This is a genomic window from Streptantibioticus ferralitis (genome assembly GCF_029223525.1).
Lineage (GTDB): Bacteria > Actinomycetota > Actinomycetes > Streptomycetales > Streptomycetaceae > Streptantibioticus_A > Streptantibioticus_A ferralitis.
On record NZ_JARHTQ010000005.1, the window covers coordinates 198,152 to 209,796 of the forward strand.

General features: G+C 69.5%; 10 protein-coding genes. 6 read left to right on the forward strand and 4 right to left on the reverse strand.

Translation table 11 applies throughout. The features are described from left to right. Nucleotides 1–57 precede the first annotated feature (57 nt). A complete protein-coding gene (locus tag P2L57_RS10080; protein WP_275811597.1) occupies nt 58–1,497 on the reverse strand; it encodes an APC family permease in 1,440 nt (479 codons plus the stop codon). A gap of 307 nt (nt 1,498–1,804) precedes the next feature. Here P2L57_RS10080 and P2L57_RS10085 point away from each other — a divergent pair, with 307 nt between their 5' ends. Then, nucleotides 1,805–5,410 carry a hydantoinase B/oxoprolinase family protein gene (locus P2L57_RS10085; RefSeq protein ID WP_275811599.1) on the forward strand — a complete coding sequence of 1,202 codons (3,606 nt, stop codon included), beginning with the start codon at nt 1,805–1,807 and terminating at the stop codon, nt 5,408–5,410. A gap of 29 nt (nt 5,411–5,439) precedes the next feature. Here P2L57_RS10085 and P2L57_RS10090 read toward each other — a convergent pair whose 3' ends face one another. After that, nucleotides 5,440–5,877, reverse strand: coding sequence for a hypothetical protein (locus P2L57_RS10090; protein WP_275811601.1), 438 nt, complete (start codon nt 5,875–5,877; stop codon nt 5,440–5,442). A 340-nt stretch (nt 5,878–6,217) separates the two neighbouring features. Here P2L57_RS10090 and P2L57_RS10095 point away from each other — a divergent pair, with 340 nt between their 5' ends. Both P2L57_RS10095 and P2L57_RS10100 read left to right on the forward strand, forming a co-directional pair. Further along, complete coding sequence (locus P2L57_RS10095; RefSeq protein ID WP_275811603.1) at nt 6,218–6,721, forward strand: metallophosphoesterase family protein; 504 nt, start codon at nt 6,218–6,220, stop codon at nt 6,719–6,721. A 282-nt stretch (nt 6,722–7,003) separates the two neighbouring features. Beyond that, a complete protein-coding gene (locus tag P2L57_RS10100) occupies nt 7,004–7,240 on the forward strand; it encodes a DUF6296 family protein (RefSeq protein ID WP_275811605.1) in 237 nt (78 codons plus the stop codon). 225 nt (nt 7,241–7,465) lie between these two features. On the opposite strand, the gene P2L57_RS10105 is transcribed toward P2L57_RS10100, so the two are convergent. Continuing rightward, nucleotides 7,466–7,759 carry a helix-turn-helix domain-containing protein gene (locus tag P2L57_RS10105; RefSeq protein WP_275811607.1) on the reverse strand — a complete coding sequence of 98 codons (294 nt, stop codon included), beginning with the start codon at nt 7,757–7,759 and terminating at the stop codon, nt 7,466–7,468. A gap of 579 nt (nt 7,760–8,338) precedes the next feature. Here P2L57_RS10105 and P2L57_RS10110 point away from each other — a divergent pair. The 3 genes from P2L57_RS10110 (at nt 8,339) to P2L57_RS10120 (ending at nt 11,012) form a co-directional block, all read left to right on the forward strand. Continuing rightward, a complete protein-coding gene (locus P2L57_RS10110; protein ID WP_275811609.1) occupies nt 8,339–9,286 on the forward strand; it encodes a quinone oxidoreductase family protein in 948 nt (315 codons plus the stop codon). 143 nt (nt 9,287–9,429) lie between these two features. Next, on the forward strand, nt 9,430–10,266 hold the full coding sequence (locus tag P2L57_RS10115; RefSeq protein ID WP_275811611.1) for an IclR family transcriptional regulator: 837 nt from the start codon (nt 9,430–9,432) through the stop codon (nt 10,264–10,266). 62 nt (nt 10,267–10,328) lie between these two features. Beyond that, nucleotides 10,329–11,012 carry a peptidylprolyl isomerase gene (locus P2L57_RS10120; RefSeq protein WP_275811613.1) on the forward strand — a complete coding sequence of 228 codons (684 nt, stop codon included), beginning with the start codon at nt 10,329–10,331 and terminating at the stop codon, nt 11,010–11,012. Here P2L57_RS10120 and P2L57_RS10125 read toward each other — a convergent pair. Continuing rightward, nucleotides 11,009–11,446 (reverse strand): hypothetical protein, encoded by a 438-nt coding sequence (locus P2L57_RS10125; protein ID WP_275811615.1) that lies wholly within the window; start codon nt 11,444–11,446, stop codon nt 11,009–11,011. The genes P2L57_RS10120 and P2L57_RS10125 overlap by 4 nt on opposite strands. Nucleotides 11,447–11,645: the final 199 nt, after the last annotated feature.

The window sequence follows — 11,645 nt, forward strand, 5'->3', positions numbered from 1 at the left end:
GGACCGGCGGTGGTGAACCCGCCGTAGCCCAACGAGGAATCCGCGCCGGAGAAGGCGCTAGTCGAGGTCGGCCACGATCGACCCCACCCGCTCCCCCAGTGTGCGATCGCGCGCGTTGAGCACCAGCGCGTAGACCAGTGCGATCGCGATGATGGCGCCGCTGATCGGCGGAAAGGTGTCGAAGGGCGCGGGCTGGCCCGGCTTGACGAGCTGGTAGAGCGGGTAGCCGATGGCCGCGACACCGACGAGCGGCAGGATCAGATGCCGGACCACCGAGAACATCTCACGGTGGTGGCGCCGGTAGTACACCGGAAGGGCGAGGTTGGCCGCCAGCCAGGTGACCACGATGAGGATGGTGCCCAAGGTGGCCGACTGCCCGAAGTAGGTGACCGGGTCGATGTTCCAGCCCCAGCCGAAGGCCAGTCCGAGCGCGACGGCGAGATAGACGACGAAGCTCACCCACGGGGTACGGGTGTGCGGGGTGACCTTGGCGACGACGGACGGCAGCAGGCCCTCCCGGCCGGAGTTGAAGATCAGCCGGGACTGGGAGTTGGCCGCCGAGATCAGTGATCCGGTGATCGAGGTGAACCCCGCGAGGTAGGCGAGGAACGCACCGCCGCCGAGGATTCCCAGGGCGACGTCGACGAACGGCACATCGGACTTGGCGAGGGCGGCGGTGTCGTAGTCGAAGCCGACCACCGTGACGTAGGCGAACAGCAGATAGCTGACCGTCATCGCGGCGATGGAGAGGTAGATCGCCCGAGGCACCGCACGGCGCGGGTCGTTGGTCTCCTCGGCGAGCGCCGCCGAGTTCTCCCAGCCGATGAACAGGAAGACGGCGAGCGGGAATCCCAGGCCGAGTCCCTTGAATCCGCCCGCCAGTCTGCCCGGGTCGAAGGGAGCCATCGTCAGATGTCCGCTGTGCCGGACCAGCACCCACACGCTCACCAGGACCAGCAGCCCCATCTCGAAGGCGAACAGCGCACCCGCCCACTTGGTGGAGACCGATACCCCCTTGACCACCAGCACGAAGGAGGCCAGCGTCAGGAGCGCGGTGAACCACTGCCAGGCGATGTGCACCCCGGTGTAGTGCGCGATGATGGTCGATGTCCAGCCGCCCGAGATGGCCACCACGGCGGAGATCGCGATGATGTAGCCGAGCGACACCACGATCGTCGTGGTGATGGCGGCGACCGGACCGAACGTCTTGCCGATGAACGTGATGAACGAACCCGTGGACGGTATGGACCGGGAGAACTCGGCGAGGGTGTTGCCGAGCAGGGCGACCACGACCGCCGCCGCCAGGATCGTCAGCGGGGAGGCGACCCCCGCCGTCTGCGCGATCAGCGCGAAGCCGAAGAAGAAGCTCATCGCCGGTCCGATGTTGGCCATGGTGGACGCGGTGATGTCGGCCAGGCCCAGTGCGCCGCGGCGCAGGCGTTCCGGTTGGACCGAGGTGGCGGGGCCGCCGCCCGTTCCCGACGCTGTGGTGTGCACGGCTTCTCCTTGGTCGAGGGATGCGCAACCCACCGGGCGCCTTGGCGGCCGCACGGTCCATGGGCGCGGAAGGAGAGTGCCACTGCCGCCCGAACGCCCCTTGCGAGCCGCGCGAGCCGTGAGCCTCATGGCCTGAAAATACCCACCGACCGCCCGGTTGTACCTGATGACCAGCCCCCTTTGGCCCAAGGATCACAGGGCGCCGACCGGTGATCCACGGCGGAACGGAGGGTGTGTCGGCCGCCTTGATCGGCCGCGGTGCGCCGCGATCGTTTGCGATAGATCGCGACGGGGAAGGGGAACCGGCGTGGCAGGTGCGGGTTGGCAGTTCTGGGTGGACCGAGGTGGCACGTTCACCGACATCGTCGCCCGCGGCCCGGACGGCCGGGTGACCACGCACAAGCTGCTGTCGGAGAACCCTGCCCGCTACCGCGATCCCGCGGTCGCGGGCATCCGCACGCTGCTCGGACTCTCCGCGGACGATCCCGTTCCAGCGGATCGGGTCGACGCGGTACGGATGGGTACGACAGTGGCGACCAACGCGCTGCTGGAGCGCAAGGGCGAGCGGACCGTACTGGTCATCACCAAGGGGTTCCGCGACGCGCTGCGCATCGGCTACCAGAACCGGCCGCGGATCTTCGCCCGTGAGATCGTCCTCCCCGAGTTGCTGTACGACCGGGTCATCGAGGCCGACGAGCGGATCACGGCGGACGGTACGGTGCTGCGCGCGCCGGATCTCGACCGGCTGGGCGAAGAACTGCGGCAGGCGTACGACGACGGCATCCGCGCGGTCGCGGTGGTCTGTCTGCACAGCTATCTGCACCCCGCCCACGAACAGGCGATCGGCAAGCTGGCCGAGCAGATCGGCTTTCCCCAGGTGTCGCTGTCCAGTGAGGCCAGCCCGCTGATGAAGCTGGTACCGCGTGGCGACACAGCGGTGGTGGACGCGTATCTCTCCCCGGTCCTCCAGCGGTACGTACGGCAGGTCGCGGAGCAAATGCGGGGCGTGCGGCTGATGTTCATGCAGTCCAGCGGTGGGCTGGCGGAGGCCGGGCACTTCCGGGGCAAGGACGCGATCCTGTCGGGTCCGGCCGGGGGCATCGTCGGCATGGTCCGGATGTCGCAACAGGCTGGATTCGAGAAGGTGATCGGCTTCGACATGGGCGGCACGTCCACCGATGTGTCGCACTTCGCGGGCGAGTACGAGCGGGTGTTCAACACTCAGGTGGCGGGCGTCCGGTTGCGTGCCCCGATGCTGGACATCCACACGGTGGCGGCCGGAGGCGGGTCCGTGCTGCACTTCGACGGCAGCCGGTACCGGGTCGGCCCGGACTCGGCGGGGGCTGATCCGGGACCGTCCTGCTACCGCGGCGGCGGCCCGCTGACCGTCACCGATGCCAATGTGATGCTGGGCCGCATCCAACCCGAGCACTTTCCCCAGGTGTTCGGGCCGGACGGCGACCAGCCGCTGGACGAGGACATCGTGCACCGGTTGTTCACCGAGCTGGCCGCGGGCATCCGGGCCCGGACCGGCGACGAGCGCTCGGCGGAGCAGGTCGCCGAGGGATTTCTGCAGATCGCCGTCGCCAACATCGCCAACGCGGTCAAACGCATCTCCGTACAGCAGGGCCACGATGTCACCGAGTACGTACTGACCACGTTCGGCGGCGCCGGAGGCCAGCACGCGTGTGCCGTCGCGGACTCCCTCGGCATCCGCACGGTACTGGTGCCGCCGATGGCGGGTGTGCTCTCCGCGCTCGGCATCGGCCTGGCCGACACCACCGCCATGCGGCAGCAGTCGGTGGAGGTACGGCTGGCGCCCGACGCGATGGAGCGGGTGCGTTCGGTGGCGGCGGGGCTGGAGTCGGCGGCGCGCGGTGAACTGCTCGACGAGGACGTGCCGGAGGGGCGGATCCGGGTGACCCGCCGCGCCCATCTGCGCTACGACGGTACCGACACCGCCGTGCCGGTCGAACTGGCGGAGCCGGACGAGATGGCCGCCGCGTTCGAGGAGAGTCACCGGTCCACCTACTCGTTCCTGATGGACCGTCCGATCATCGTCGAGGCGCTCTCGGTCGAGGCGACCGGGCTCACCGAGCGCCCCGACCTGGACCACCTCGGCCCGTCGGCCACCACCCCGGAGTCCGAGGAGACCGCCACCGCCCATATGTACACCGGGGACGCCTGGCGTGACGTACCGCTACGGCAACGGGAGCGGATGCGCCCCGGTGAGACCGTGACCGGCCCGGCGATCATCACCGAGGCCAACGCCACCACCGTGGTGGACGACGGATGGCGGGCGTCGGTAACGCCGTTCGGACATCTCCTGGTTGAGCGGGTGCACGCGCGCGCCGAGGCGGCGGTGGGAACCGAGGCCGACCCGGTCATGCTGGAGATCTTCAACAATCTCTTCATGTCCATCGCCCAGCAGATGGGCGCACGGCTGGAGTCGACCGCGCAGTCGGTCAACATCAAGGAGCGGCTGGACTTCTCCTGTGCCCTCTTCGACCCGGACGGCAATCTCATCGCCAACGCACCGCACATTCCGGTGCACCTCGGCTCCATGGGCACCAGCGTCAAGGAAGTCATCCGGCGCCGCACCGGAACCATGAAGCCGGGCGACGCCTATGCGGTCAACGACCCCTACCACGGGGGCACCCATCTGCCCGACATCACCGTGGTGACCCCGGTCTTCGGTTCCGGAGCGGACGGTCGGCAGCGGATCCTGTTCTTCGTCGCCTCCCGCGGCCACCACGCGGAAATCGGCGGAATCACACCCGGCTCCATGCCCGCCAACAGCCGCGAAATCCACGAGGAGGGCGTGCTGTTCGACAACTGGCTGCTGGTCGAGAACGGCACGCTGCGCGAGGCGGAGACGCTACGGCTGCTCACCGGGGCGCCGTACCCGTCCCGCAACCCGGCCACCAACCTCGCGGATCTGCGCGCCCAGATCGCCGCCAACCACAAGGGCGTTGACGAAGTCGGCAAGATGATCCGGCACTTCGGTCTTGACGTGGTGCAGGCGTACATGCGGCACGTGCAGGACAACGCCGAGGAAGCGGTGCGACGGGTCATCGACGCGCTGGACGACGGTGCCTACCGCTACGAGATGGACTCCGGCGCGGTGATCTCGGTACGTGTCCAGGTGGATCGTGAACGGCGTTCGGCGACCCTGGACTTCACCGGCACCTCCGGGCAACTCGACACGAACTTCAACGCGCCGTCGTCGGTGGTGACGGCCGCCGTGCTCTATGTCTTCCGTACGCTCGTCGCCGATGACATCCCGCTCAACGACGGCTGCCTGCGCCCGCTGCGCATCGTCATCCCCGACGGCTCCCTGCTCGCACCGGTCTACCCGGCGGCGATCGTCGCCGGAAACGTGGAGACCTCGCAGGCGATCACCGGTGCGCTGTACGCCGCGCTGGGTGTGCAGGCCGAGGGGTCCGGGACCATGAACAACGTCTCCTTCGGCAATGAGCGGCACCAGTACTACGAGACCGTCGCGTCGGGCTCCGGTGCCGGTGCCGGGTTCGACGGGGCGCCCGTGGTGCAGACCCATATGACCAACTCCCGCCTGACCGACCCCGAGGTCCTTGAGTGGCGCCTCCCCGTACTGCTGGAAGAATTCGCCATCCGGCCGGACAGCGGCGGTGCGGGCCGCTGGCGCGGCGGCGATGGAGCGGTGCGCAGGATCAGGTTCTGTGCGGCGATGACGGTCAGCACCCTGTCCGGCCATCGGCGGGTGCCGCCCTACGGGCTGGCCGGGGGCTCTTCCGGATCGCTGGGGGTCAACCGCGTCGAGCGGGCTGACGGCACGGTCACACATATGGCCGGGTGCGACTCGGTCGATGTGCGGCCGGGTGATGCGCTGGTGATCGAGACACCGGGTGGCGGCGGGTACGGCTCACCCTGAAGCCGTTCAGCCCGACACCCGTCCAGGCGTCAGCTCCACAGCGGGTACGTCATGGACCTGGGCGTGTCCGCGGGCCTGGCTCCCGGGTAGGTGATGGTCAACCTGGCGTACTGCCAGTGCTGTGACTGGCCGTTCCACCGCCGTACCCGGTCGAGCCGCACGCCGGCCGGGTAGCTGTGGAACTTGCCCGCCGCACAGTAGGGCTTGCAGTCGTTCACCACGTCCCGCCCGGTGGCGGTGGCGGCGTTCTGCCCCCACCGGGACCAGTGCAGTGAGGTCAGGTAGTTGTTGCCGTCGGCGCAGGCGATCAGGAAGGTCGCGGGGCGGACTTGCGGATGGTAGAAGCAGTCGACGACTACGCGGGTAGGCGATTGCGGGCGGGCGATCGCAGACGCGGAAGCGGACGACGGGGCGGCGACGGCCGCGAGCGCCGTACCAGCACAGACCAGGATTGCTGTCTTTGACATGCGACTTTGCATGTTCGCTCCTCAACCGCTCCGGCGGAGCTCGTAACGGCTGTTGTCTTGTCGACGCTACGACCGTCCGGGGGGATGTACCACTCGTACGGGTCACAGCTTCGCAACACGGTCACGGCCGGCGCCAGTCATGGCCGCTCCCCGCTCCGGCCACCGGCCCCGCGCGGCTCGGCCGGCAGACCCTGCTGCCCGGCCGGCATCTCGGTCAGGATACGCCGCGCGGCCCGCATCAGCTCCGCCACGTCCCCGCCCGCGAGCTCGTGGACAGCCGCACACCCGGCGGCCTTCCCGCCGAGCGGAGGCGGCTGGCGGCAGCCGCTACCGTCGGTCCATGCGTCTGCTCCTGACCTCCGACACGCATCTGCCTAAACGCGCCAGGCGACTCCCGGAGGAACTGCTGGCACAGATGACGCTCGCCGACGTGGTGATCCATGCCGGGGACTGGGTCGACGCGGCCACCCTCACGCTCTTCGCGTCCCGGGCCAAGCGGCTGATCGGCGTGTACGGCAACAACGACGGCGCCGAACTGCGGGCCCGGCTGCCGGAGGTCGCCCGGGCCGAACTGGACGGGGTGCGGTTCGGCGTCGTCCACGACACCGGCCCGGCGCGCGGGCGGGAGCGGCGCTGCGCCGAGCGGTTCGCGGACCTTGACGTGCTGGTCTTCGGGCACAGCCACATCCCGTACGACACCACGGCCCCCGGGGGCCTGCGGCTGCTGAACCCCGGGTCGCCGACCGATCGGCGGCGCCAGCCCTTCCACACCTACATGACCGCCGTGACGGACGCCGGACGCCTCACCGAGGTCGTGCTGCACCGGCTACCGCCGCACCGGTAGCCCTGGCCGCCGCGCCGCTGGAGGGCAGAGGCGCGAAAACGCGTTGCCTCGCTCGCCGGGTCTCCCGATGGTGTGTTAGCGGTGTTCTCGCGGCCCCAGGGTCAACTTCTCGCCCGGCAGTGGTCGTTGGAAACCGGCGACGGCTGGAGGACTGGTCACTTTTGAACAATAGTCAACAGCTCCCACAAGATCGCCGTCCGTGCGCGGCCACACGACAAAGGTGCGAAACTCAGGACATCGCGGTTACACCCTGCGTTCTTGATGTGCTCAATGGGAGGTGCCATGGACCAACAACCCGCCGCATACGAGCTGACCTTCCCGCAAAGTGAGGAGGAGGGAGCAGCCGACACGGTGGTGGTCCGCCGTACCGAGACCGCCGGTCCGGGCGGCAGCGCGGTGTACACGGACGACAGCGGCATCATCCGGGCCGAGATCAGCGAAAAAGGAGAGGTGAGAATGCTCGCCAGCGGCGGACGCCAGGCGCTGAGCCGCCCCACGAGCGCCCGTCCGCTTGACTAGTGCCGCGGACACGAAACGGGCTGCGCCCGGACCTCCGCGGTGCGCGGAGGTCCGGGCGCAGCCCGAAATCCCCCCGGCCTCGGTGCCGGCCGCAACCGGCAGGCACTCAGGCGGAATGCCGTTCGGCGGCGCTCACCGCCGGCTTCTGACGACCGCTCGAAAATCGCCACCCCGCCAGTCGGTCACACGTTCGCCACTCGTACATGCTTACGCATCTCGCGCGGCTCACACGCGCGCACCCTGAGCCCGTCCGGCCGTCGACGGCTCGCTGATCGTGATCTCCACATCGACGTCCAGGGCGGTGGCCACCGCGGCTATCGACCTCAGCGTCAGGTTCTCGTCACCCGACAGGATCTGACTGATGCGCCCGGGCGACACGCCCATCCGCTCGGCGAGCTCCCTTCGGGACAGCTCACGTTCCACCAGCAGCTCCGCGAGCGACGCCGTCGCCTGGCGGGCCAGTCGCGCACCGGCTGACTCGGCCGCCCCACCGCGATCCGTACAGTGTCGCCACGACATAACGTCACCCCAAGAACACTGTGTTGCCGGGTGTTACCCGGCGAGAACAGCATGCCATCGCCAGGCCCGGCGAATAACAGCGTTTCGGCCAAAGCTCCGCGCCCCGCAGAGGCATGACCGCGACCGGTAACCGGCTGGCGCACGCGGCGCGCTGTCGAGCCGCCGCGGTCGGCCGGCGCTCCGCAACAGGGACGCGCGGCGTCATCACCGACCGGGCGTCGGCGCGATCCGCGAAAGAAGCCGCACAGAAGAATCCGCGCAAAAGAAAAATAGTCGCGCTCGGGGCCTGGGAAATCCCAGAAGCAACCTCACCGAAACGAATTCCCCCGTGGATCCGGCGGGTTGCCACCCCGAGCGCGACTGACTTCACTATGTCAAAAAACCCGTCAACCCGCAAGGACGGCCCCGTTTCTCACGCTGCGAGAAACGAGGCCAAACGGAATCCCCTGTTTCGGACATAACGATTCCACGCTTTCTCGCCCTGCGAGAAAGCGGCCTCCGGACCCGCCGGTGGCCCGTGGCAGGTCATGACCTAGCCTGTCGGGGCGGGCACTCCGCAACGTCCAGCCAAGGAGAGACATGCGCGCGATCACCATGCGTCGGTTCGGCGGGCCCGAGGTGCTCGAACTCACCGAGGTGCCCGATCCCCAGGCCCGCGCGGGCCACCTTCTGGTGGATGTCACCCGAGCCGGAGTCAATTACGCTGACGTACACGTCCGCGGAAACACATATCTAGCCCCGATTTCGCTTCCCTATATTCCCGGAAATGAAATCGTGGGCATTACCGCGGATGGCCGCCGCATCGCCGCCCTCACCATTGGCGGCGGCTACGCGGAGAAGGCGGTCGTACACCGCCGGGTCGCCTGGGACATCCCCGATGACGTCACCGACGACCAGGCGGCGGCGCTGGCGCTGCAGGGCAACACCGCATGGCATCTGCTCTTCACCGCCGCCCAGTTGACCAGCGGTCAGAGCGTGGTCATCCCGGCCGCGGCGGGCGGCGTGGGGTGTATCGCCGTCCAGCTGGCGAAGCAGATCGGCGCCAAGGTCATCGCGCTGGCCAGCACCGAGGCCAAACGGCGGTTGGCCATGGACCTCGGCGCGGACGCCGCCCTTGACTCGTCCACCACCGTAGGCCTCACCGAGCGGATTCTGGACGCGGCGGGTGGCCCGGTACACGCGGCCCTGGAGATGACCGGCGGACCGACCCTGCAGGCGACGCTGGCCGCGGTGGCGCCGCGCGGCCGCCTGGCGGTGTACGGGTACGCCTCGGGCGAATCCGGCACCGTGCCGACCCAGCTGCTGATGCAGAAGTCCATCAGCGTCTCCGGATTCTGGCTGCCGCACCTGTACTCGGACCGCAACGCACTCCCCATGAGCATGAAGGCGCTGACCGCCGCAGTGCGCTCCGGCGACCTGCGGCCCGTGATCGGCGGCGCCTACCCGCTGGCCCAAGCCGCCCAGGCACACCGCGATCTGGCGGCCCGTACCCAGACCGGAAAGCTGGTTTTGACCACGGCACCGTAGGATCGGGCCATCCGTGGGCACCCCTCACCACGATGCCCGCCTTGGCCGAATCCCGACGGCTGACCGGGCGGGATACGTGGAAGGCTGTGTCCCCGCGGGGGACCGGGGGACACGGCCAGAGCGAGTAGAGGCGGGCTCACTGCATGAACAGGCACAGTGCGCGGGACGGTCGGACGGCATCGGGCGGCACCAGCCACGCCGAGCGGGTCTTCCGGGTGCAGCGGGCCTTCGCCGAGCTGGGCGGCACCTCGCACGGCCCCGGCGAACTGGCCAAGGTCACCGGACTCGACGACTCCGCGGTGCACCGCATTCTGCAGTCCGGCGTCTACCAGGGGAACTTCGTCCGGGTCGGGCGCGGCCAGTACCAACTCGGCCTTTCGGCGGCCAAGTTGGGCCTGCAGGCGCTGGCCCACGGCCCCGAGGGCGACGCCGGGCAGGCCGTACTCCAGGAGCTGCGGGCACGGACCGACGGCGGTCTGGCCTTCCTCTACATGCTCGCGCCCTTCGGAGGCGCCCAGCGCCAGTGCATCGACATGGCCGTGGGCGACTCCGACCTGGTCGAGCTGGGGATGACCCCGCGCGATGTGCTGTCGGTGACCCGCTCGCTGCGCACCGGTGCCTCCGGCCGCACGATCCTGGCCTACCTGCCCGACACGATTCAGGCCAGGGTGCTCGCCGAACCCGTCCCCGAGGAGGCCGGCCCCGGTGTGTTCCGGAACAACGACGAGCTCCTGGCCTCGCTCGCCGAGGTGCGGGACCAGGGCTTCGCCCTCGGCCAGCAGGAGTGCATGGCCGGTTGGAACTCGTGCGCCGCGCCCATCATGTGGGACGACTCCATCATGGGCGCCGTGCTGCTGCTCAAGCCGGTGAGCGAGATGCCGCGTGCCCCGCAGAGCGTCATCGACGCCACCAAGGTGGCCGGTGCGGGACTCAGCCGTCTCGCCTGCGGGCCGTGGCCCTCGACGGTGCAGCGCCCTTAGGGTGACGGCGCACGCCCCCTGATCGAGTGCCGCGAGTGCCACAGACCACGGAGGTCCGTCACATGATGCGCAAGCACTGGGTTCCCGTCGCCGCGGCGGCGTCCATCGTTCTCACGCTGACCACGGTCGCGGCCGCGGACGCGCAGACCGGCGTGCGCCGGTCCGCGGCGGCCAGGCCCACCGCGGACGGGTGCGGCTACACCAAGGCGGTGCCCGCCGACAGATTCAAGGGCATACCCGCCTTCGACCCCGCCGCGGCCGCTCGGCCGTACTCCGCAACACTGCGTACCAGCCAGGGCCGTATCACCTTCCGGGCGCTGACCGACAAGGCGCCGTGCACCACGTTCTCCTTCCGCTTCCTCGCCCAGCACGCCTACTTCGACCGGACGCACTGCCACCGGCTCACCACACAGAAGATCTATGTGCTGCAGTGCGGTGACCCGACGGGCACCGGCAGCGGTGGGCCCGGCTACTCCTTCCGCGACGAGAACCTGTCCGGCGCCACGTATCCGGCGGGCACCGTGGCCATGGCCAACTCCGGCCCGAACACCAACGGCAGCCAGTTCTTCGTGGTCTGGAAGGACACCAAGCTCTCCCCCGCCTACACGCCGTTCGGCCAAGTGACCGGCGGCATGGACGTGTTGCGGAGGATCGCCGCCGCGGGCGAGGACGACCAGAACGGCCCGGGCGACGGCTTCCCGACCCTGCCGGTCGACATCGACCACGTACGGATCGCTCCGCGCTAACGCCGCCGACCGCAGCAGCGTCCGGTCAGCCCGTCGAGGAGCAGGGACAGTCCGATGCCGACCAGCCATACGTCCTTGGCCAGCGGCAGCCCCTGCTCCGTCGGGCGAAGGCTGCCCTCCTCCCGCATGCCGGGCGTGCGCAGGTAGAGGCCCAGCGTGCCCAGCGAGAACGCGGTCAGGCCCGCACCGGCCACGGCGGCCGGCACCACCGGGACCAGCAGCGCCGCGCCCAGTGCGAGCTCCCCGGCGGACAACAGGCGGACGAAGCGCTGCGGGTCGAGTTTGCCGAGGAACGGATAGCTGCCGGTGGCGAAGCCGTGCAGGTTGCGCGCGGTCTCCTCGTCAGCCCCGCGTTTGCCGAGCCCGGAGTTCAGGAAGAAGGCCCCGGCGGAGAGCCGTAGCGGCAACTGGCGGCATGCGGATCGCGAGTCCATGGCAGGCCTCCTCATGACACGTCCGCGTTCCACGGTAGTAGCGGTCCACGCCCGCCGCATGGCGAGCGCCCTCGCCCTGCCGGGAGCCCGGTGACGGGCCGCGCGGGCGCGCGCCGCGGCGACACACTGCGTGAGGTCAGGTGGCCGTGTGTGTCGGAAGTGCTGACGGCATGGGCGGCTTTGCGTACCCTGGTGTGCC

Coding starts and splice junctions, on each gene's coding strand:
- P2L57_RS10100 (WP_275811605.1), top strand. CDS start 7,004: ATGGACCAACAACCCGCCGCATACGAGCTGACCTTCCCGCAAAGTGAG.
- P2L57_RS10090 (WP_275811601.1), bottom strand. CDS start 5,877: ATGTCAAAGACAGCAATCCTGGTCTGTGCTGGTACGGCGCTCGCGGCC.
- P2L57_RS10110 (WP_275811609.1), top strand. CDS start 8,339: ATGCGCGCGATCACCATGCGTCGGTTCGGCGGGCCCGAGGTGCTCGAA.
- P2L57_RS10095 (WP_275811603.1), top strand. CDS start 6,218: ATGCGTCTGCTCCTGACCTCCGACACGCATCTGCCTAAACGCGCCAGG.
- P2L57_RS10125 (WP_275811615.1), bottom strand. CDS start 11,446: ATGGACTCGCGATCCGCATGCCGCCAGTTGCCGCTACGGCTCTCCGCC.
- P2L57_RS10105 (WP_275811607.1), bottom strand. CDS start 7,759: ATGTCGTGGCGACACTGTACGGATCGCGGTGGGGCGGCCGAGTCAGCC.
- P2L57_RS10115 (WP_275811611.1), top strand. CDS start 9,430: ATGAACAGGCACAGTGCGCGGGACGGTCGGACGGCATCGGGCGGCACC.
- P2L57_RS10120 (WP_275811613.1), top strand. CDS start 10,329: ATGATGCGCAAGCACTGGGTTCCCGTCGCCGCGGCGGCGTCCATCGTT.